This window comes from Aquamicrobium sp. YD-1-mutant5, from assembly GCF_059509755.1.
The window spans coordinates 89,053-109,524 of record NZ_JCAKKP010000008.1 but is presented as its reverse complement, the minus strand read 5'-3'; the positions used below and the strand labels follow the sequence as shown (position 1 = coordinate 109,524).

The following is a 20,472-nucleotide window of genomic DNA, read 5'->3' as shown; positions in this document are numbered from 1 at the left end:
CGACATGCCTGAGCTGGCCGTCAAACGCGTGTACGAACCCGTCGCTGAAAGCGACGGGCAGCGCGTTCTGGTCGACCGGCTCTGGCCGCGAGGCCTGAGCAAGGAGAAGGCGCATCTCGACCTGTGGCTGAAGGATATCGCGCCGAGCGACGAGTTGCGCCACTGGTTCGGCCATGATCCTGAACGCTGGGCGGAATTTCAGAAGCGCTACAGGGCCGAACTGGGCGGCAAGGCGGATGCCCTTGCCGAGTTGCGTGCCCTGATGGCCAAAGGCAAGGTCACGCTCCTGTTCGCCGCCCATGACGAGGAGCACAACAACGCCGTTGCGCTGGCGGCATATCTCAGGGAAACCTGAAGCTTTCCTCGGAGGTTCCGGGAATCCGGTCGGAACCTCGCCTGCAAAGGCTGTCGGGCGTTATCCGCCTATGCCTTCACCTCTGCCGCGTAAATATCGGGCTTGAAGCCGACCAGAACTTTCTTGCCCATGTCCAGCACCGGGCGCTTGATCATGGTTGGATGATCAAGCAGCAGCGCCTTGACCTTGTCTTCGCTCAGATCCTGCTTGTCGGCATCAGAAAGGGCGCGAAACGTCGTGCTGGCCTTGTTGAGCAAGACCGGCCAGCCGACCTTGCCGATCCAGCCTTCCAGCGTGCCCTTGTCCAGCCCATCGGCGCGGAAATCATGGAAGGTATAAGCTATCCCTTGGCCTTCCAGCCAGTTTCGCGCCTTTTTGATCGTGTCGCAATTGGGGATGCCATACATGGTGATGGTCAATCGACTGTCCTCGCGCTGAAATGACTGCCCGGACTGAAGCCGATTCGTGTCGGCTTGTCAGGTTGGATTTGTGACATGAAATCCTGCTTCGTTAACCGCCCATCAAGGTTAATGCATCATTTTCGATTCCAGTGAGTTCTGTAGCGTTCTGGAGAGTTTCCGTGCATCGACGTGTCGTGAAGCGGCCGCTGGCCGCCGCCGGTGGCAGGCAAGGTTCGTTCATCGCTCCCCTGCTCGTCGGACTGGGTATCTGGGTTGGATTCCCGACCGTTACCGCTTTTCAGGATATGACCAGCCTCGTTTCCGGTCTCGACGCCAATGCGCGCTGGAACGCTTATATAGAGAAGTCTGTCGTCGGCTCGACGCAGGCAGCGGAAATGCCTTTCCAGGCTTCCGCCGCTTCGGCGGTCTCCGCAGCCTCCCTTGCGGGGTCCGGGGTGGCGCTGCCGGGTGTCGGCAAAGTGGCTTTCCGCTCCAAGAACGGCATCATCGAGGAAGTCCCGGATGAGGATCGCGTGGTGCGTCAGGGCAAAGGCAGCCGTCTGGTCAAGATCGCGCCGGTAGCTCCGCCTAAAAACTTCAACGCAGGGTCCATCTTCGAGCGCACGTCGTCGCTGATGCTGCGCAAGAGCCTTGATGGCGGCATGAAGATGGCTTTTGCCAAGCCGAAGATCAAAGGCAAGGAAGTCCAGATCGCTTCCGCTTTCCATCTGCGCGAGGAGCCGAAGGCAATGCCGGGCGTCTCGAGCATGCTGGCCAGCCTCGTCAACAACGACAAGCCGGACATTCTGGCAACCGCCTATGCGCCGGCCACTGCCGATTACGCCAAGTCCTCGCCGTTCAAGGCGCTTTTGCAGGAAGAGGAGCCCGGCGGCGGGCGCTTTATCCCGCCGATGAGCAAAGGGGATCATGCCTGGATGCGCAATCCCCTGCCGGCCACCGTGTTTTCCAAGGCGGAGCAGAAGTGCCTCGCCAACGCCATCTATTTTGAGGCGCGCAGCGAATCCGTGCGCGGGCAGGCCGCCGTGGCGCAGGTCGTTCTCAACCGGGTCCGCAATCCGACCTATCCGGCCTCGATTTGCGGCGTCGTCTATCAGAACGATCACTGGCTCAACCGCTGTCAGTTTTCCTTTGCCTGCGATGGCCGCAAGAAGCGCGTGACCGAGCCGCGTCACTACAAGGTGGCCGAGGAAATCGCCCTTGCGGTTACGGCGGGCAAGATCTTCCTGCCTGAGGTGGGATCGTCCACCCATTACTACGCCAGCTATGTCAGCCCCGGCTGGGCCAGAAGCATGAAGAAGATGACCAAGATCGGCCTTCATATCTTCTATCGCACTTATGGCGGTGGCTGGAGCTGATACCTCGCGCAGTGGCGGCGGGAAGGGGGAGATTCTCCCTTCCTTGTGGGCGCGAGCTGGCGGGCACGATGTCGCATCTGGGTAAGATGCTGATTTTACAGGCATAATACTTTGCTTTTGAAAACTCCCACGTGGCTTGACGGGCGGGAGGGCTCTAACTATGTTGCGCGCCAACTGGATGCAGACCGACGGCGGACTTTCGGCCGGGCAGGGAGGTTACGATGGCCGGCAACAATGGGCCAGACGGAACCGGAGAGACCGGCCCCCGGAATGACCGCAAAGGCGACATCCGCGACGACGAACTTGAACGCCGTCGGCGTGAGCTTGGGGCATCTCTGGCAGCACGGCATCCGAAGGCGATCGAGGGGGAAGACAACGCGCAAGCGGGCGGTTCGACTGGTTACGGCCAGGCGTTCAAGCTGTCCAGCGAGTTCATCGCCGGTGTGGTGGTGGGTATAGCGATTGGCTGGATGGTTGACCATCTTGCCGGGACATCGCCTTGGGGGCTGATTGTTTTCCTGCTTGTCGGTTTTGCGGCTGGCGTTCTGAACGTTCTGCGTTCGGCCGGCATGGTGGCAGGTTTCGGACAGACGAAGTCCGGGTCCGGACCCGAAAATTTAAAGTAAGCGCGCTTCGGGCGCGAAGGCAATGAGAAAGGCCGGAAACGGCCGTATGAGGACTGAACGTGGCAGCTGCTGACAAGGTCGACCCGATCCACCAGTTCCATATCAACAAGATCGTTCCGATCGAGATCGGCGGATATGATCTTTCGTTCACCAATTCGTCGCTGTTCATGGTGGTGACGGTTCTGGTGGCGTCGGCATTCCTCTATCTCGCCACTTCCGGTCGCCATCTGGTGCCGACGCGCTGGCAGTCTTCCGCCGAGCTGACCTACGAATTCATCGCCAACATGCTTAAGGATTCCGCCGGAACCCAGGGCATGCGCTTCTTCCCGTTCGTGTTCTCGCTGTTTATGTTCATTCTGGTGGCGAACCTGCTCGGGCTTTTCCCCTATTTCTTCACCGTCACCAGCCACATCATCGTCACCTTCGCTCTGTCGGTTCTGGTGATCGGCGTGGTGCTGGTCTACGGTCTCGCAAAGCACGGTTTCGGCTTCTTCAAGCTGTTCGCGCCGAGCGGCGTTCCCGCAATCCTGATCCCGCTGGTTGCGATCATCGAGGTCGTGTCGTTCCTGTCGCGCCCCGTCAGCCTCTCCGTGCGTCTGTTCGCCAACATGCTGGCCGGCCACATCACGCTGAAGGTGTTCGCGGGCTTTATCGTATCGCTGAGCGCTCTTGGTGGCGTCGGCGTTGCCGGTGCGGTTCTGCCGCTGATCATGACCGTTGCGATCACCGGTCTCGAAGTGCTGGTTGCATGTCTGCAGGCCTATGTGTTTGCGATCCTGACCTGCATGTATCTCAACGACGCCCTGCATCCGGGGCATTGACGAAATCGCTCGCAGACGGTCTGCGTCGACGAAACCTGAAAAGCCATTCCACAAGGAGTTGAAGAAATGGAAGCTGAAGCAGCAAAGTACATCGGTGCCGGTATCGCGTGCCTTGGCATGGGCGGCGCGGCCATTGGCCTCGGCAACATCTTCTCGAGCTATCTGGGCGGCGCGCTGCGCAACCCGTCCGCCGCTGACGGTCAGTTCGGCCGCCTGGTGTTCGGCTTCGCCGTGACGGAAGCTCTGGGCATCTTCTCGCTGCTCATCGCCCTTCTGGCGCTGTTCGGCTGATTTGCCTTTGAATGGGGCCGCGCCGCAAACCGGCCGGCCCGAATGACAGGGACGAAAGATGTTCGTGACACCAGCCTACGGGCAAGAAACGGCGCCTGCGGATCAGGGCGCGACCGAGACAGGCATTGTGATCGGGACGGAAGTTCCGCACGAAGCTGTCGAGGAAGGTCTGTTTCCGCCCTTCAATCCTGAGAGCTTCGCCTCGCAGATTGTCTGGCTGGCCATCACCTTCGGTCTTTTCTACCTGTTCCTGAAGCGGGTTGCGATGCCGCGTCTTGCCGGCATCGTCGAGACACGCTCCGGCAAGATTGCCAGCGATCTCGATCAGGCCGCGAAAATGCAGGAAGAGGCGGACGCTGCGGTGGCCGCCTACGAACAGGAATTGGCCGAGGCCCGCGCCGGCGCGATGGCCATCGGCCAGCAGGCCCGCGATGCGGCGGAGGCTGAAGCCGATGCCGCCCGCAAGAAGGTTGAAGCCGAGCTCGACAAGAAGCTGGCGGAATCGGAGGCTCACATCTCTTCGATCAAGTCCAGCGCCATGAAGGATGTCGGCTCCATCGCTGAATCCACGGCTTCCGCCATCATCGAGCAGCTCGTCGGCAAGGCCGACAAGGCCGGTGTGGCTGCCGCCATCAAATCCGTCGCCGGTTGAGGGCACAGACTATGGACGCAACATCTCTCGCCACAGTCTGGGCTACCGTCGCACTGGTGATTTTCATCGCGCTGTGCATCTATCTCAAAGTCCCGGGTATGGTTTCCAAGGCGCTCGATCAGCGCGCCGAGCGCATCCGCAACGAGCTTGAAGAAGCCAGGCGCCTGCGCGAGGAAGCACAGGCCCTGCTCGCCGAATATCAGGCCAAGCGCAAGGCCGCCGAGCTGGAAGCCTCCGAGATCGTCGACGTCGCGAAACGCGAGGCCGCCGCTCTTGCTGAGGATGCCAGGCGCAAGACGGAAGATTATGTTGCACGCCGCACCGCCATGGCCGAGCAGAAGATCGCTCAGGCTGAGCGCGATGCCGTGAGCGAAGTGCGCGCCAGCGCCGTCGAGCTTGCCGTCGAAGCCGCCCGCAAGGTGCTGGCTGACAAGACCGATGCAAAGGTTGACGCCGATCTGTTCAAGACTTCGGTTGCAGAAGTGAAGGCCCGCCTCAACTGAGCGAGGCCGGTTTCGGAATAATCAAAAGCCGCTGGGGTAACCCGGCGGCTTTTTTCTTTTCAAAAAGTGGGCGAGGTGAAGGGGTCAGAAGTTTCTGCTGGAGAGGATGAGACGACCCGTCTTCCCGATCAACGAGTTTTGACGCTGCCGTTGTCCTCGCGGGCGTGATTCCAACCTGAAGTGAAGTTGGAAAAGGCTTGCAGCGTGCTTTCTGAGCCGTACGCAGCGGAGCATCATGAGCGCAGGCTGAGCGGTTTCGAAACTCAGGAGAATGAGAAGCTGCTTTTACTCTTCGCCTTCCGCTTTGCGGAAAGGGGCGAAGGAAATCCGGTGCAGCCGCTTTACCGGACCGTGAGCCTTGATGGCCGTGCGATGGCGGGCCGTTGCGTAACCCATGTGAATCTCGAACCCGTATTGGGCATGTATCCGCCCGCAGTCGGCCATCATGCGGTCGCGCATCACCTTGGCGACGATGGAGGCTGCGGCAATGGATTGCGAGCGCTGGTCGCCTTTGACCAGTGCGCGGCCGAGGCAGGGCAGGCCGGGTGGTACGTCACGGCCATCGGCGAGCGCAAGCTTCGGCTGAACGGAAAGAGCGCAGACGGCGCGGCGCATGGCTTCAAGGCTGGCCTTGCGGATATCGCCGGCATCGATGCTCTCGGCGCAGACGGAAGAGATGCCGACAGCGCGGGCCGCACTCAGCACCGTTTCGAACAGGGCTTCGCGCTGGGCATGGCTGAGGCGTTTGGAATCGTCCAGCCCCGGCGGAATATTGTCTGGGTCCAGCACCACCGCCGCCGCCACAACAGGACCCGCGAGGGGACCCCGCCCCGCCTCATCCATGCCTGCCACAGGCCACAGGCCTTCGGCTCTTGCCGATGTCTCGAATGAGAAATCGGGGCGCTGGACGATATCGAAGAGAAGTGGAGAATCGGGGCGTAAGCGAACCATGATGCGGCGAAGTTCGCACTGGCCCCGATTCTCCGCAAGCCCCTGCCGCCGAGGGGAGCGGCGGGCAGGGGAAGCCGGAGGCGGGGGGAACGCCTTCCGGCCGAAGACAAGCCGGGACGACGGCTTGTCAGGACGAACATTCAAGAGCAGTCCTGCTCTCCACAGAAACCCTCTCAGCCCTTGTCTCACTCAACTCCAAACACAAACCGCTGCCGATCCAGCCGACCCGATTTTGCTCGAATGGCTACAGGAAACACATACGCTGGTGCCGTTCTCCCGGGTGTGCGCCAGCGCCGTTGCAATCTGTTCCGAAGCTTCGGGGGACAAGATCCGGTTCCCGCTTCTTCGACGTCTTTCTGGCCGGGCAGACATCAGGCCGGCCTTCGCCTTCCAAACCCGACCTGCCCCCGGTTTCAGAGCAGCATCAGCTGTTCGCTGTGCTTCCCGGCTACGAACTGGTCGGTTCGCAGACTGAGGCGCTGTGTATTGAGGCCAAGTTTTTTGGCTGCAATCTCAAAACGCCGGCCGATCTGCCATGCGTAGGGGCCGGCGCCTTTCATGCGCTTGCCCCATTCCGCGTCATAGTCCTTGCCGTCGCGCATGGAGCGGATAAGGGACATGACGTGCCTGTAGCGGTCCGGATAGTTGCGCAGCAGCCAGTCCTTGAAGATGGGCGCCACTTCCAGCGGCAGGCGCAGCACCACATAGCCGGCCTCGCGCGCTCCGGCGGCGCGTGCCGAATCGAGGATGCGCTCCAGTTCCTGATCGTTGAGTCCCGGGATGATCGGGGCCACCAGAACGGATGTCGGGATGCCCGCATCTGTAAGCTGCCGAATGGTTTCCAGTCGCTTGGTCGGCGTCGCCGCGCGCGGTTCCATCGTGCGGGCCAGCCTGCGGTCCATGGTTGTGACCGACAGGGCCACCTTGGCAAGGCCCCGCTCCGCCATGCGTGCCAATATGTCGATGTCGCGGGTGACCAGCGCCGACTTGGTGACGATGCCGACCGGATGGCCGCGCGCCTCCAGCACTTCCAGTATCTCGCGCATGATCCGGTACTGCTTCTCGATTGGCTGGTACGGATCGGTGTTGGTGCCGATGGCGATGGTGCGCGGCGTGTAGCCTTCCTTCGACAGTTCCTTGTCCAGCAGGCGCGCCGCATCCGGCTTGGCAAACAGCCTGGCCTCGAAATCCAGCCCCGGCGACAGGCCCATATAGGCATGGGTAGGGCGTGCGAAGCAGTAGACGCAGCCATGCTCGCAGCCGCGATAGGGGTTCACCGAACGGTCAAAGGAAATGTCGGGGGAGCTGTTGCGGGTGATGATTGTGCGCGGCCGTTCCACCTGAACTTCCGTCTTGAACGGCGGCAATTCCTCGAGGCTTTCCCAGCCATCGTCGAACACATGGCGGCTGACCGGCTCGTAGCGACCGGAGGGATTGATGCCGGCGGCGCGCCCGCGAGCCCTGTCGGGCCTCAGGCGCAGGCCGCTCTGCTCTATCATCGCATTGGCCATTTCGCTGCGTCCCGTTCCGAAAGCTGCAACATCCGCCTGCACGATTGGTTCCATCCTGGCCTTCTCCCAAGAGGTGGGCTGAGACTGTCGAATCTCTGTTCTCATGAAATTATTCCTATCCCAAAATGAGAACAAATCAAGAACTTTGTTATGCGAACCGGGCCGGTCCGACTTGAAACTGGCGCTGTTCCAGCCTGTGGGCTATCAGGCGTTTATGCTCAGCGTCATCATCGAGACCTGCAACGACGAGGAAGCTCTGGCACGGACGCTCGCTTCGCTGGTGTCGGGTGCGGTGGAGGGGCTGGTGCGTGATGTCGTCGTCTGCGATCTGGGCTCCGGCGACTCAACACGTCAGGTCGCGGAGCATGCAGGTTGCGTGTGGACGACAGGCGGCATCGCCGATGCCGTCAAAACGGCGAAAGGCGATTGGCTGCTGCTGGTGGAACCGGGCGCGCGCCTGCTCGGCGACTGGACGGAAGCAGTGGCGGTTCACGCGGCCCGCTCCGGCACGGCAGCGCGGTTTTCGAGAGACCGGTCAAGCCGGGCACCCTTCCTCGCGCGCATCCTTTCACGGCCGGGGCCTCTGGCGCAGGGGCTGCTTTTGCCACGCAGGCAGGCCGTGGTGCTCGCGCGGCACGCAGATAGTGCCGCAGCACTCGCAAGAGGGCTCTCGCTGAAAACCCTGAAGGCTGCGATCCTGCCGGCAGCCCGCAAGGAGAAGAAGCGCGACGGGCTCTACTCCAGAGCATCGGACCGAAAAGTGGAGTCCGGTTTTCGGTGATTCCGATGCTCTCTCAGTAATTCAGATCGTCCTTTGTGCGTCCGAATTGACGCACGGCGATCTGGCAGGACGGTTGCGCGCTGAGCTGTCAGGCCATGAGGCGCAGGCTCCGTCGTTGCTACACGAAGGGCTGCCCGACCTTGTGCTTCGCCGGCACCAGCCGCTTCAGATAGGCATAGCCTTCTTCGGAAAGCCGGTTTTCCTGCCGGTGCAGGAAGCTGTCCGGCATGTGCCGCGTCTTGCCGGCAACATCGGCGAGCGGAACTCTGGCGAGGACCGTGCTGCCGTCATGCTGAAGCGCAACCGAGCCGCTGCCTTCGCTCGCAACCTGCACCGCGAAGGCGCCGGCTTCGAAGGCTTCACGGGCATCTGTCTGGCTGATGGAGCCGACATTGCCGCGCAGCAGGAAGCCGAAGGCATCTACCCGCGCGCGCTTGCCGGGAAGATGTTCGGCAAGCGCGTGTTCCAGCGCTGCGGTCAGGTCGCTGCCGGAAAGTTTCACATTGCCGTGCTGGTCGCGTTCCAGCCGCTCCGGCGGTACGAGGCTTTCCACAAGCGCTTTGCCATCGGCCGTGGAGACGCCTTCCGACACTGCGACCACGCAGCGTCCGTGGCGGTCGTAGGTCGAGCGGACATCATCGATGAAACGTGGAATGTCGAAGGCGCGTTCCGGCACATAGATGAGGTGCGGGCCGCTCATCTCGTCCTGCTGCCATGCGGCGGAAGCGGCGGTGAGGAAGCCGGCATGACGGCCCATGACGATGCCGACATAGATGCCGGGCAGGGCGCGGAAATCGAGATCGACCGACAGGAACGCTCCGGCGACGAACTCGGCTGCCGAGATAAAGCCCGGCGTATGGTCGTTTTCCACCAGATCGTTGTCGATGGTCTTGGGCGCATGCACCATGGCGATGGAACCGCCGGCCGCATCGCTGAGAATCTGCTGGGTGCCGGCGGTGTCGTTGCCGCCGATATAGATGAAGGCTTCCGCATCGACCTTCTTCAGGCCCGACAGGATCAGGTCGCAATAGGCGGCATCTGGCTTGTCGCGGGTGGAACCCAGCGCCGAACCGGGGGTGCCGGCGATGAGGCGCAGCCGTTCCTCGGGAAGGTCGGTGAGATCGGCATAATTGCTGTCGCGTATGCCGCGCACGCCATGCAGGGAACCGAGCACGCGCGCACCGGGATGGCGCTTGCGAACCTCAAGAACCGCGCCGGCCAGCGTCTGGTTGATGACCGCGGTGGGGCCGCCGCCTTGCGCGATGACGAAAGTTCTGGCCATGCTGACCTCCCGAATGCTCGAAATATATACGACTGCGCGTCTTGTATCGACGCGCAGTCGCATATTCAAACCGATTCGGGACGTGGGTCAGATAACGACCACCGGATTGCGCTTCGAGGCGCGGTTGTAGAGGTCGATGATGTCCTGATTGATCAGCCGCACGCAGCCTGACGAAACGGACTGGCCGATGCTCCACCATTCTGGCGAACCATGGATGCGGTAGAGCGTGTCCTGACCGTTCTGGAAGATATAGAGGGCACGCGCGCCGAGCGGATTGTCGAGCCCGCCGGGCTGGCCGTTCTGCCATTTGACGAGTTCCGGCCGGCGGCCGATCATCTCGCGCGGCGGCGTCCAGGTTGGCCATTCGCGGCCATACTGGATATTGGCGCGGCCCGACCACGAAAAGCCGGCCTTGCCGACGCCCACGCCATAGCGGATCGCCTCGCCGCCCGGCTGCACGAGATAGAGCAGGCATTCCTTGGTATGAACGACGATCGTTCCGGGCGCTTCGCCGGTCGGGTCGACCACGATCTGGCGGCGGAACTGCGGCTTGATCTTCTGGTAGGGCACTTCCGGAACGGAGAAGCCGCCGTCCGTCACCGCCGCATACATGACATCCGGGCTGGTGATCTGCCGGTCGACGCTGATCGAGGGGCGCATGGGCTTGATCGAGCCGGTGGAACCATAGTCGAGGTTCAGCGCATCAAAGCCCGATGAGGCTGTGCTGCAGCCGCCGACGGCCATCAGCGCGGTTGCGCCGATGCCCTGCAGCAGCAGGCGGCGGGGAAGAACCGGCGCACCCGGCTCGCCTGCGGCCGGCGATGACTGGTTCCGCGGCAACTCTGACATGTGTTTGATCCTGCGATACCGGCCGGGCCCCCAAGGTCCGGCACTCGCAGGTATTTTCAGCAGTCATGGTTTACAAACCGTGAAGCTTTCCCGGAACGGTTGCATTTCCGTTTGCCTGTCAGGCGGCCTGCGGCTCCCAGCTCGGGAAGGGATCGGGCAGGTCGCGCCAGCGGCCGGGCATGAAATCCCGCTCGGGCACGAGGCAGGCGTCGAGCTCGGTGCGGATCGCGGCCTCGTCCATCGGGTCGCAGCCGATGAACACGATCTCCTGCCTGCGGTCGCCCCACATGTCATCGAGATAGGGCCGCATGGCCGCGTGCCATTCGGGATGATCGGGCCAGCGCTGTTTCGGCACCGAAGCCCACCACAGCCCGCGCTTGCCCGTGCGCACCAGCGCGCCGGCCTGGCTGAGTTCGCCGACATAGTGCGGACGCGTCGCCAGCCAGAAGAAGCCCTTGGCGCGCACCACGCCCGGCCACGAGCGGTTGACGAAGGCCTTGAGCTTCACCGGGTCGAACGGCCGGCGCTCGCGATAGACGAAGGAGCGGATGCCGTATTCTTCCGTTTCCGGCACATGGTCGGCGAAGCCGTTGAGCTCCTTGAACCAGAGCGGATGGGTCTCGGCCTTGTCGAAATCGAAGCGGCCGGTGTCGAGTACCTTGTCGAGTGCCACATTGCCGAAATCGGTTTCGATCAGCTCGGCATCGGGGTTCAGGGAGCGCACGATCCTGCGGGCCATTTCGAGATTGTGCGCCGGTGTGTCGGACACCTTGTTGAGGATGACGACATCGGCGAACTCGATCTGCTCGACCAGAAGATCGACAATGGCGCGGTCGTCCGCGTCGCCGGCGATCTCGCCGCGATCGCGCAGGAAATCCTGCGAGCCGTAGTCAATGAGAAGGTTCGCCGCATCGACCACGGTGACCATGGTGTCCAGCCGGGCAACGTCGGAGAGGCTGTCGCCGTTCTCGTCGCGGAAATCGAAGGTGGCGGCGACAGGCAGCGGCTCGGCGATACCGGTTCCCTCGATCAGCAGATAGTCGAAGCGGCCTTCCTGCGAGAGGCGGCGCACTTCCTTGAGAAGATCGTCGCGCAGGGTGCAGCAGATACAGCCATTGGTCATTTCCACGAGCTGCTCGTCGGTGCGCGACAGGTTCGCACCTCCGTCACGCACAAGTGCTGCGTCGATGTTGACCTCGCTCATGTCGTTGACGATGACCGCCACGCGGCGATCCTCGCGGTTGTTGAGAATGTGGTTGAGAAGCGTGGTCTTGCCGGCTCCGAGAAAGCCGGAGAGCACCGTCACCGGCAGGCGGCGGTTCTGCCCCGCTGTGTTTGGCCCGGTTGTTTCTGGCATGGCTATGTCTGGCATGGCTGGCCTCCTGATCCTGAGGATTGTCGAAACGGAGCGTCCGGCCGCAGCGGCCGGACGCGAAAGACAGGATGTCCGTGCTGGAAATCAGTGCTCCAGCATCTCGTGAACGATGCCTTTTGCATCCAGCGACGAGGGGTAGTAGGTCGGCCAGTTCGTCACTTCCTCCAAAAGGGCAGCGCGATCGTTGCCCCAGTAGAGGTGGTAGTGATCGGAGGCATCCGGCGCGATCTTGTGATCGCTGAACTGCATGAATTCCGGCGCAGCCGCATCGCCTTCCACCTTTTTGAAGATGAAGCGTACGCCGCGATTGCCGGCCTTGTAGGTCAGGATTTCATGACCATCGCTTGCGTAACGGGCCTTGAGCGGCTTGCCGTCCTCGAAGAACGTCACGGTATCGCCGTCGATGGTGATGCGCTCGACATTGGTGCGGTAGCCGATGTCGTAATAGGCCTTGTATTCCTCCGCGCTCTTGTCGCCTTCTTCGGCCTTGTGCGCCATCACGGGATCGAGCGTGCCGTCCTTCAGGTAGGGATAAACCGACTGCCAGTCCCCCGCCCAGTCCGTCAGGGCGCGGTCCTTGACCTGATCGTCCTTGAAGTAGCCCTTGTAGATCTGGTCGTCGCCATGGTCATGCCCATGTTCATGAGCGTGGTCGTGGCCATCCTCGCCCTCGTGATCATGCGACTTGCCCGTGCCGCCCACGGCAACGATGTTGAAGGGCCTGCCCTCGACGGTGATCTCGCCGGCCTTTTCAAAGGAGCCTGCATCGACGATGTGGATCTTGCTGTTCAGCGGATCGGTGACGAACACCTTGTCGGAGGCAACGGTCACGCGCGGACGAGGATCGCTCCAGTGACCATCCATGGAATAGGGCTCGGTGAGCTTGAGCGAATGGGCGATCTCGCCCTTCAGCACGTCCACCTGATGAAGCTGGCCGTCCTCGGTGATGACGTAGACGAATTTCGACCGGATCGGGTCGACGGCGAAATGAACGCGGCGCGTGGGAAGCTGCACCAGACGGAAGGCGTCCTGTTCCGACGGATCGACCAGCACGATGCGGTCCGGGCCGTAGTTGCCGACGAAATATTGCAGGCCCTTGCCGCCGATCAGCGTCGAGGAACTGCCCTCGGGCAGCTTGTTGGAATAGGGCAGGTGGCGGATTTCAGGCACATCGCCGTCCTGCGAGATCAAGAGCAGTCCGGTATCGCAGGCCAGCGCATAGAGGCTGCCCGATCCGGCCGAACCGTGCAGTCCGGGGCAGGCGACATCCTCACCGACCGGTTTGCCGTCGAGATCGACGAGCCGCGCGCCGATCGGGCGCTTGGAGGCATCCTCGGGGTTGGGGATGGTCACGACAGCATGCTTGTCGAATGGCACCGCCACGCCGTGATGAGGGGCGACGACACCGATCTCGCGCAGCTGAGGCTTGCCTTCGAGGGCTGCCTTCTCGGTGAAGAAGCGAGCCTTGTCCTCGCCGTCGAACCATTGCGCGACATTGCCCTGGCGCTCGACGAAGTGGGCCGGCCTGGAGCCTTCCAGCGTGGTGTCGAGCAGTTCGGGGTCGTCCACGTCGATGTCGCCATGGTCGCCATGGTCATGGAAGGCGATGCCGGTGGAGATGGCCGAAACCGTACCGGCCGCACCCTGCACGGCAAACACGGTCTGGCCGCTTTCGGTGCGATAGAGCGATGCCGGTCCCTTGATCCGGAAGGTGCTGAGCTTGTCACCGTCGAGGGCGTCGATGACATTGACCACGGGTTGGTCATGGTCGGAGACGAACAGCCGCCACGCCGTCACGTCGTCCTCGTCGGCGAGCACGGGGCCGGTCCAAAGGCAGGCTCCCAGCGCCAGCGCCGAGGCCGCGTAGAAGAATTTTCTCATATCACTCTCCTTGATGTTATTACATTACAAATCTGCAGAAACTGAACGCAATCCGGGTGTGTTCGCGCTCGCTGCGAAGTTTGGGCAGGGCCGGCCGGCGTCTCAGGCAAGCGCCGGCCGACCAGGAGGGCGCGGGCGGTTTCGGGGTCAGTGGCCGGCCGCATCCCTGATGGTGGCGAGGTTCCGGCGCATCATCTCCGCATAGGTCGCGGCCGGACCGTCCTCTTTGGACAGCGCGTCGGAATAGAGCGTGCCGCCGAGCTTCAGCCCGGCTTCCGAGGCGATCTGCTCCACGAGCCGCGAATTGGAAATATTCTCCGCGAACACCGCCACTGCACGCTTGCCGGCGATTTCGCGCACCACGCCCGCGACATCGGCCGCCGAGGCTTCCGCGTCGGTGGAGACGCCCTGCGGGGCGAGGAAGGTGACGCCATAGGCATGCTCGAAGTAGCGGAAGGCATTGTGGGCAACGACGAAGACCCGGCGGTCCTGCGGGATCGCGGCGACCGTTTCGCGGATCTCCTTGTCGAGCGCGTCGAGCTTGCCGTCATAGGCCTGAGCGTTCGCCTCGTAGGTGGCACAGCCCTCGGCGTCCGCCTTGCAGAACGCGTCGGCGATGTTCTTCACGTAGACTTTCGCGTTGGCGACCGATTGCCAGGCATGCGGGTCGAGCGGGGCTTCATGGAACACTGCCTTGCCGCCGACATAGTGATAGTGCCCGCCCGCAGGGTCGTTGAGGATTTCGGCGCCCCTGGTGGCTTCCACCACCGCGGCGGAAGTGCCGCTCGCCTCGATCAGGCGCTGGAGGAAGCCCTCGAACATGAGGCCGTTCACCAGCACCACGTCTGCCCTGGCGACGGCGATGGCATCGGCGGGTTTCGGCTCGTACACATGGGCGTCGCTGTCGGGGCCGACGATGGTGCGCAGTTCGATGCGGTCGCCGCCGACTTGCCTTGTGAAGTCGCCGAGGATCGAGAAGCTGGCGATCACGTTGAGCTTTTCAGCCGCTGCGACGGGCAGGGTTGAGCTTAATGTTATAACAATCAGGGCTGAGGCGAGCTTGCGGAAGAGGGTCATTCTCGAAGTTTCCAGTTCCTGTTTTCAGGCGATCCGGTGGGCGGGGCGCGGCCGGCGGGTCGCCAGCAGGCCGCGCGGGCCGAACAGCACCGACACGAAATAGAGGCAGCCGGTGGAAAGGATGATCGCGGGGCCGGAAGGCAGCGCCGCATGGTAGGAGAGCAGCAGGCCGCTGACCGACGAGACGAGGCCGAAGGCCACGGCCAGTATCGCCATGGTCTCGACGCGTTGGGTCCAGAAGCGGGCGGCAGCCGCCGGCAGCACCATCAGGCCGACCGACAACAGCGTGCCCAGTGCCTGGAAGCCGGCCACCAGATTGAGCACGACCAGCCCGAGGAAGATGAAATGCACCGGTGAGCCGAGCTTCGACACCGAGCGCAGGAACAGCGGGTCTAGGCATTCCGCCACCAGCGCGCGCCAGAACAGGCCGAGCGATGCGAGCGTGACGACCGCGACGATGCCGATCAGCGAAAGCGCGTCATTGTTGAGGGCGAGCACGGTGCCGAACAGCACATGCATCAGGTCGACGCTGGAGCCGCGCAGCGACACCATGGTGACGCCGAGCGCCAGCGATATCAGGTAGAAGGCGGCCATCGAGGCATCTTCCTTCTGGATGGTCAGCCGCGAGACGGCTCCCGCGCCAAGTGCTACGATGACGCCGGCCAGCAGCCCGCCTATGGTCATCGGCACGATCTGCAAGCCGTAGAGCAGGAAGCCGGCGGCCGCGCCCGGCAGGATGGCATGGGCCATGGCGTCGCCGGTCAGGCTCATGCGCCGCAACATCAGGAACACGCCGATGGGGCAGGCGCTGAGCGACAGCAGCACCGCACCCAGCAGCCCGCGCTGCATGAAGGCGAATTCGGTGAATGGCGCGATCAGGAACTGGTGGAGCGCTTCCATCATGCGGCTCCCTTGCGCGCCACGGGCTCTGCGCTTTCATGGGCGTGGTGATGGTGACCATCACCGTGGGCATGATGGTCATGCCCGTTCCCATGCCCATGATCGTGGTCGTCATGGGAGGCGCACCAGGGCGCCGTCTCGTCCCATGCTTCATGGAACTGGCGCGCCCGCAGCAGATTTTCGGTCGCCAGCGCGGATTTCGCCTCGCCCCACGCAATCGGCGCGCGCGCCAGAAGCAGCGCCTCCGGGAAATGGGTGCGCACCAGATCAAGGTCATGCACGACGACCATGACGGTGCGGTTCTCGCCATGCCAGCGTTTGATAAGCGCGATCAGGTCGGTCATGGTGCGGGCATCGATGGCGTTGAACGGCTCATCGAGCAGGATGAGTTCCGCATCCTGCACCAGCACACGTGCAAACAGGGCACGCTGAAGCTGTCCGCCCGAAAGCGTGTCGATGGGGCGCTGCTCGAACCCTTCCAGCCCCACAGCCATCAGCGCCTCGGAGACAGCAGCGCGGTCCTGCGCCGTGCGGCGGCCAAGCAGGCCGCGCTTCGGCCACAGGCCAAGCGAAACGAGGTCGACCACCCGCGCGGGAAAGGTGCGGTCGAGTTCGGACTGCTGCGGCAGGTAGGCGACCCGCGTGCCGGGCGTGACGGTGACGGAGCCGACCATCGGCTTCAGCATGCCGACGACACCCTTCATCAGCGTGGATTTGCCGGAGCCGTTGGCGCCGACCACGGCCGTCAGCGAGCCTTTGCGCACCACACCGGAGAGGTGATGAACAGCCGGATGGCTGTTGTAGCCCAGCGTCAGGTCGCTGAATGTTATGCAGGGAGCAGCCATAAGGCGAATGTGCGTCCGTTTCGATATCGATTGATGTGATGTTATTACATTGTCATTCGTGACGACAAGATGGCAAATCACCGGAGCTGGGGAAAATTTGTCTCCGCCCCTGGTCCAGCCCCCTTTTGCGGCACATTTGGCTGGCGGGGCGGTAATTTTTACGATAGTCGAAATAAATCAGGGAGCCGAACGAAAAGTGTCGTTTTGCGTTTCCTGTTTTCCGCTGAGGTCGCGGAACGGGAGGACTTCATGTATCTGGGGCTCGATCTGGGCACCTCGGGCGTCAAGGCGCTTCTGATCGACGGCGACCAGCAGCCGGTCGCATCCGGCTATGGCCCGCTCGATGTTTCGCGTCCGCATCCGGGCTGGTCGGAGCAGGACCCGGCCCATTGGCTGGAGGCGTGCGAGCGTGCCATCGGCGAACTGAAAGCGTCGCATCCGAACGAACTGGCCGCCGTCAGGGGTATCGGCCTCTCCGGCCAGATGCATGGCGCCACATTGCTCGACCGAGACGACCATGTGCTGCGGCCCTGCATCCTGTGGAACGACACGCGCAGCCACGCCGAGGCCGCCATGCTCGATGCAGACCCGCGCTTTCGCGAGCTTACGGGCAATATCGTCTTTCCGGGCTTTACCGCGCCGAAGCTCGTCTGGGTGAAGGCGAACGAGCCGGACATCTTCGCCCGCGTGGCGAAAGTGCTGCTGCCGAAGGATTATCTGCGCCTGTGGCTTTCCGGCGAGCACATTTCCGAAATGTCGGATTCGGCCGGCACCTCGTGGCTGGATGTCGGCAAGCGGCGCTGGGCGGGCGAATTGCTGGCGGCGACGGGGCTGGACGAGAGCCATATGCCGACGCTGGTGGAGGGCACGCAGCCGGCCGGGGCGCTGCGCGCGGAACTGGCCTCGAAATGGGGCATGCAGGCCGGTATTCCGATCGCCGGCGGGGCTGGCGACAATGCGGCTTCCGCCTGCGGCATGGGCACGGTGGGCGAGGGCCATGCCTTCGTTTCGCTCGGCACTTCGGGCGTTCTGTTTGCCGCCAACGCTGCCTATCTGCCCAACCCGGCCAGTGCCGTGCATACCTTCTGCCATGCGCTGCCGCAGACATGGCACCAGATGGGCGTCATCCTCTCGGCGACGGACTCGCTGAACTGGCTGGCCGGCATCGCCGGTCGCGAGGCAGGTGATCTCACGGCCGAACTGGGTGACGATCTCAGGACGCCGTCGGGCGTCACCTTCCTGCCATACTTGTCGGGCGAGCGAACGCCTTATAATGACGCAGCCATTCGCGGCGCCTTTGCCGGCCTTGCCCACGAAAGCGGCCGTGCGGCGCTGACGCAGGCGGTGCTGGAAGGCGTTGCCTTCGCCTTCCGCGACAGTCTCGACGCGCTGGCCAGCGCCGGCACGCGGCTGGAGAGGGTGACGGCGATCGGCGGCGGCTCGCGCTCGCTCTATTGGCTGAAAGCCATCGCCACCGCGCTTGGCATTCCCGTCGACGTACCGGCCGACGGCGATTTCGGCGCTGCCTTCGGCGCGGCCCGTCTCGGTTTCATCGCCGCCACCGGAGCCGATTCGCTCAGCGTGTGCACGCCGCCCGCCACCAGCCGCACCATCGAGCCGGATGCGGGGCTGACGCAGGCGTATGAAGAGGCCCGTCGGCGCTACCGCGCCCTCTATCCAGCCATCAAGGGAGTTTCAGCATGAGCACCGGCTTCTTCGGCGATATCGAGCCCATCCGTTATGAAGGCCCGGAAAGCACCAATCCGCTCGCCTATCGCTTCTACGATCCCGACGAGATCGTGCAGGGCAAGCGGCTGGAGGAGCATCTGCGCTTTGCCGTCGCCTACTGGCATTCCTTCGCCTGGCCGGGCGGCGATCCCTTCGGCGGCCAGACCTTCGAGCGGCCATGGTTCGGCGATGACATGGGCAAGGCCCGCCTCAAGGCGGATGTGGCCTTCGAGATGTTCTCGCTGCTCGGCGTTCCCTATTACTGCTTCCACGATGCCGATGTGCGCCCGGAAGGAAAGAACTTCGCCGAGAGCGCCGCGCGCCTCGACGAGATCGCCGGCATCTTCGAGAAGAAGCAGGCCGAGAGCGGGGTGAAGCTCCTGTGGGGCACGGCCAATCTGTTTTCCCACCGCCGCTATATGGCGGGTGCCGCCACCAATCCCGATCCGGAGGTGTTCGCCTATGCGGCCGCCACGGTGAAGTCCTGCATCGACGTGACCAAACGGCTGGAAGGCGAGAACTATGTGCTGTGGGGCGGTCGCGAGGGCTACGAGACGCTGCTCAACACCGACATGAAGCGCGAGCGCGAGCAGGCCGGCCGCTTCCTGTCGATGGTGGTCGACTACAAGCACAGCATCGGCTTCAGGGGCACGATCCTGATCGAGCCGAAGCCGCAGGAGCCGACCAAGCACCAGTATGATTATGATGTCGCCACCGTCTACGGCTTCCTCAGGGATTTCGGTCTGGAAAACGAGGTGAAGGTCAATATCGAGCAGGGCCACGCCATCCTCGCCGGCCACTCCTTCGAGCACGAGCTGGCGCTGGCCGCTGCATTGGGCATCTTCGGTTCCATCGACATGAACCGCAACGATTACCAGTCTGGCTGGGACACCGACCAGTTTCCCAACAATGTGCCGGAAATGGCGCTGGCCTATTATCAGGTGCTGCTTGCCGGCGGCTTCACCACCGGCGGCACCAATTTCGACGCCAAGCTGCGCCGCCAGTCGCTCGATCCGCAGGATCTGCTGATCGCGCATATAGGTGCGATGGACTGCTGCGCGCGGGGCCTGAAGGCTGCCGCCCGCATGATCGACGACAAGGCCCTTATCAGACCGCTCGAAGAACGCTATGCCGGCTGGAACGGCGAGGAGGCGAACGCCATGCTTGCCGGCAGGCGTACGCTTGAGCAGGTTGCCGAACGCGTGGTGAAGGATGGCATCGAGCCGCAGCCGCGCTCCGGCCGTCAGGAATATCTGGAGAATGTGGTCAATCGTTATGTGTAAGTGCGAGTGTGCGGGCTGAAATGACGGGTGGGATCATTGTGCGTCCGGCGCGCCCGCAGGACTTTCCGGCCATGAAGGCCATTTTGCGCGATACGTTCGAGAGCACATGGAGGCCGCAGATCACCGAGGCCTCCATCCGCAACTATCTCGACACCGATATTGGCGGCCGCTTCGTGGAGCGGGCCGGCGCCGATATGCTGGTGGCCGAAATCGGCGGCGAGATTGCGGGGCTGATCCATTGCGTCGACGATTTCGTCTATGCCCTGCACGTCGGTTCCGCTTTTCAGCGCAGGAGCGTGGGACGCCGCCTCATGGAACGAGCCGAGCAGGACATGTCGGCCCGGGGATTCCGGCAGGCACGGCTCGAAACCGACACCTTCAACGAGCAGAGCCAGAGCTTCTACAAGTCCCTCGGATATGTCGAAATGGGGCGATATCCGGACGAGGAATGGAAGAGCGGGCTCACCACCGTCCTGTTTGAAAAGCGCCTGTAGGCCGCCAATCCCGCGCTGCCGGCTTTTTCGTCGGTTTGCGGGAAATGTGAAAAAGCGATCCGCTTTTGCCGCCACAATGCCGCCTTGCTGCCTTCATGCAGCCGTCACGGGCGTCGTATAACTAGCCTCGCAAACAAGCTCAACGAGGCGAACCGATATGCAAGAAGATCGCGAAATCGACGCCCTCCTGTCGAACGGGGGCACTGACTCCATCATCGACCGGCTGATGGCGCTGCCGCGTCCGGCCGCCAATGAAGCTTGTGGCGAATGGGACCGCGCCGTGGCCGGCCGCCTTCAGGTCCATCTGGCAAGGCAGATGCGCGCCCTGCTCGAACAGGATGAGCCCGGCCGCAGCGCGGCCTGACATTTCCAGGCAGATCCAGCAAAAGCGCTGAGCGCAATTGCGTCAAAGAAAGAACTGGAGGATTTTCGTGATTCGGAAAAACGCGAAATTCTCCAATCCGGTGATCGGTAGGGCTGCCTTCAGAAA

At 62.9% G+C, this 20,472-nt stretch carries 22 protein-coding genes and 1 pseudogene; 12 read left to right on the top strand and 11 right to left on the bottom strand.

Annotated elements, in window-relative coordinates; genetic code table 11:
• The first annotated feature begins 4 nt into the window (after positions 1–4).
• Complete coding sequence (locus tag AC5XE7_RS13215) at positions 5–355, top strand: DUF488 domain-containing protein (RefSeq protein ID WP_495366325.1); 351 nt, start codon at positions 5–7, stop codon at positions 353–355.
• A 68-nt stretch (positions 356–423) separates the two neighbouring features.
• Here AC5XE7_RS13215 and AC5XE7_RS13210 read toward each other — a convergent pair whose 3' ends face one another.
• On the bottom strand, positions 424–774 hold the full coding sequence (locus AC5XE7_RS13210; RefSeq protein ID WP_495366326.1) for an ArsC family reductase: 351 nt from the start codon (positions 772–774) through the stop codon (positions 424–426).
• Positions 775–935: 161 nt separating this feature from the next.
• Here AC5XE7_RS13210 and AC5XE7_RS13205 point away from each other — a divergent pair, with 161 nt between their 5' ends.
• The 6 genes from AC5XE7_RS13205 to AC5XE7_RS13180 all read left to right on the top strand — a co-directional run bounded on the left by AC5XE7_RS13205 (position 936) and on the right by AC5XE7_RS13180 (position 5,025).
• The gene (locus tag AC5XE7_RS13205) at positions 936–2,132 is read left to right on the top strand and encodes a cell wall hydrolase (RefSeq protein ID WP_495366327.1); all 1,197 of its coding nucleotides are present in this window, start codon (positions 936–938) and stop codon (positions 2,130–2,132) included.
• A 221-nt stretch (positions 2,133–2,353) separates the two neighbouring features.
• A complete protein-coding gene (locus AC5XE7_RS13200) occupies positions 2,354–2,758 on the top strand; it encodes an AtpZ/AtpI family protein (RefSeq protein WP_495366328.1) in 405 nt (134 codons plus the stop codon).
• A gap of 59 nt (positions 2,759–2,817) precedes the next feature.
• Complete coding sequence (locus AC5XE7_RS13195) at positions 2,818–3,579, top strand: F0F1 ATP synthase subunit A (protein ID WP_495366329.1); 762 nt, start codon at positions 2,818–2,820, stop codon at positions 3,577–3,579.
• A 66-nt stretch (positions 3,580–3,645) separates the two neighbouring features.
• On the top strand, positions 3,646–3,870 hold the full coding sequence (locus AC5XE7_RS13190) for a F0F1 ATP synthase subunit C (protein WP_035024691.1): 225 nt from the start codon (positions 3,646–3,648) through the stop codon (positions 3,868–3,870).
• Positions 3,871–3,928: 58 nt separating this feature from the next.
• Positions 3,929–4,522, top strand: coding sequence for a F0F1 ATP synthase subunit B (locus AC5XE7_RS13185; protein ID WP_495366330.1), 594 nt, complete (start codon positions 3,929–3,931; stop codon positions 4,520–4,522).
• 11 nt (positions 4,523–4,533) lie between these two features.
• Positions 4,534–5,025, top strand: coding sequence for a F0F1 ATP synthase subunit B (locus AC5XE7_RS13180; RefSeq protein WP_495366331.1), 492 nt, complete (start codon positions 4,534–4,536; stop codon positions 5,023–5,025).
• Between the two features lie 285 nt (positions 5,026–5,310).
• Here AC5XE7_RS13180 and rnhB read toward each other — a convergent pair whose 3' ends face one another.
• Together rnhB and AC5XE7_RS13170 are read right to left on the bottom strand one after the other, a co-directional pair.
• Positions 5,311–5,976 carry a ribonuclease HII gene (rnhB, locus tag AC5XE7_RS13175; protein ID WP_495366332.1) on the bottom strand — a complete coding sequence of 222 codons (666 nt, stop codon included), beginning with the start codon at positions 5,974–5,976 and terminating at the stop codon, positions 5,311–5,313.
• Between the two features lie 413 nt (positions 5,977–6,389).
• Positions 6,390–7,541 carry a PA0069 family radical SAM protein gene (locus tag AC5XE7_RS13170; protein ID WP_495366333.1) on the bottom strand — a complete coding sequence of 384 codons (1,152 nt, stop codon included), beginning with the start codon at positions 7,539–7,541 and terminating at the stop codon, positions 6,390–6,392.
• Positions 7,542–7,659: 118 nt separating this feature from the next.
• Here AC5XE7_RS13170 and AC5XE7_RS13165 point away from each other — a divergent pair, with 118 nt between their 5' ends.
• Positions 7,660–8,268, top strand: a complete 609-nt coding sequence (locus AC5XE7_RS13165; protein ID WP_495366334.1) for a glycosyltransferase family protein — start codon at positions 7,660–7,662, stop codon at positions 8,266–8,268.
• 118 nt (positions 8,269–8,386) lie between these two features.
• Here the strand turns inward: AC5XE7_RS13165 and AC5XE7_RS13160 are convergent, their stop codons facing one another.
• The 8 genes and pseudogenes from AC5XE7_RS13160 to aztA all read right to left on the bottom strand — a co-directional run bounded on the left by AC5XE7_RS13160 (position 8,387) and on the right by aztA (position 16,477).
• On the bottom strand, positions 8,387–9,550 hold the full coding sequence (locus AC5XE7_RS13160; RefSeq protein WP_495366335.1) for a diphosphate--fructose-6-phosphate 1-phosphotransferase: 1,164 nt from the start codon (positions 9,548–9,550) through the stop codon (positions 8,387–8,389).
• A gap of 87 nt (positions 9,551–9,637) precedes the next feature.
• The gene (locus AC5XE7_RS13155) at positions 9,638–10,399 is read right to left on the bottom strand and encodes a L,D-transpeptidase (RefSeq protein ID WP_495366336.1); all 762 of its coding nucleotides are present in this window, start codon (positions 10,397–10,399) and stop codon (positions 9,638–9,640) included.
• 118 nt (positions 10,400–10,517) lie between these two features.
• Positions 10,518–11,771: a zinc metallochaperone GTPase ZigA gene (gene zigA, locus AC5XE7_RS13150; protein ID WP_495366337.1), complete on the bottom strand. Its 1,254-nt coding sequence runs from the start codon at positions 11,769–11,771 to the stop codon at positions 10,518–10,520.
• A gap of 87 nt (positions 11,772–11,858) precedes the next feature.
• Entirely contained in the window at positions 11,859–12,485 is a 627-nt protein-coding gene (locus AC5XE7_RS13145; RefSeq protein ID WP_495366409.1) for a ZinT family metal-binding protein, read from the bottom strand.
• Positions 12,480–13,655: pseudogene (gene aztD, locus AC5XE7_RS13140) on the bottom strand (zinc metallochaperone AztD); the annotation flags it as partial. The gene AC5XE7_RS13145 and the pseudogene aztD, both read right to left, overlap by 6 nt.
• 147 nt (positions 13,656–13,802) lie before the next feature.
• Positions 13,803–14,732: a zinc ABC transporter substrate-binding protein AztC gene (gene aztC / locus AC5XE7_RS13135; protein WP_495366338.1), complete on the bottom strand. Its 930-nt coding sequence runs from the start codon at positions 14,730–14,732 to the stop codon at positions 13,803–13,805.
• A 24-nt stretch (positions 14,733–14,756) separates the two neighbouring features.
• Positions 14,757–15,632: a zinc ABC transporter permease AztB gene (aztB, locus tag AC5XE7_RS13130; protein ID WP_495366410.1), complete on the bottom strand. Its 876-nt coding sequence runs from the start codon at positions 15,630–15,632 to the stop codon at positions 14,757–14,759.
• The gene (gene aztA / locus AC5XE7_RS13125; RefSeq protein ID WP_495366339.1) at positions 15,632–16,477 is read right to left on the bottom strand and encodes a zinc ABC transporter ATP-binding protein AztA; all 846 of its coding nucleotides are present in this window, start codon (positions 16,475–16,477) and stop codon (positions 15,632–15,634) included. The genes aztB and aztA overlap by 1 nt, the downstream gene beginning before the upstream one ends.
• A 249-nt stretch (positions 16,478–16,726) precedes the next feature.
• Here aztA and xylB point away from each other — a divergent pair, with 249 nt between their 5' ends.
• The 4 genes from xylB to AC5XE7_RS13105 all read left to right on the top strand — a co-directional run bounded on the left by xylB (position 16,727) and on the right by AC5XE7_RS13105 (position 20,346).
• On the top strand, positions 16,727–18,181 hold the full coding sequence (gene xylB, locus AC5XE7_RS13120) for a xylulokinase (protein ID WP_495366340.1): 1,455 nt from the start codon (positions 16,727–16,729) through the stop codon (positions 18,179–18,181).
• A complete protein-coding gene (gene xylA, locus AC5XE7_RS13115) occupies positions 18,178–19,488 on the top strand; it encodes a xylose isomerase (protein ID WP_495366341.1) in 1,311 nt (436 codons plus the stop codon). Before xylB ends, xylA begins: the two co-directional genes overlap by 4 nt.
• Before the next feature lie 71 nt (positions 19,489–19,559).
• Positions 19,560–19,982, top strand: coding sequence for a GNAT family N-acetyltransferase (locus tag AC5XE7_RS13110; protein ID WP_495366342.1), 423 nt, complete (start codon positions 19,560–19,562; stop codon positions 19,980–19,982).
• 157 nt (positions 19,983–20,139) lie between these two features.
• A complete protein-coding gene (locus AC5XE7_RS13105; protein WP_239800719.1) occupies positions 20,140–20,346 on the top strand; it encodes a hypothetical protein in 207 nt (68 codons plus the stop codon).
• Positions 20,347–20,472 lie beyond the last annotated feature (126 nt).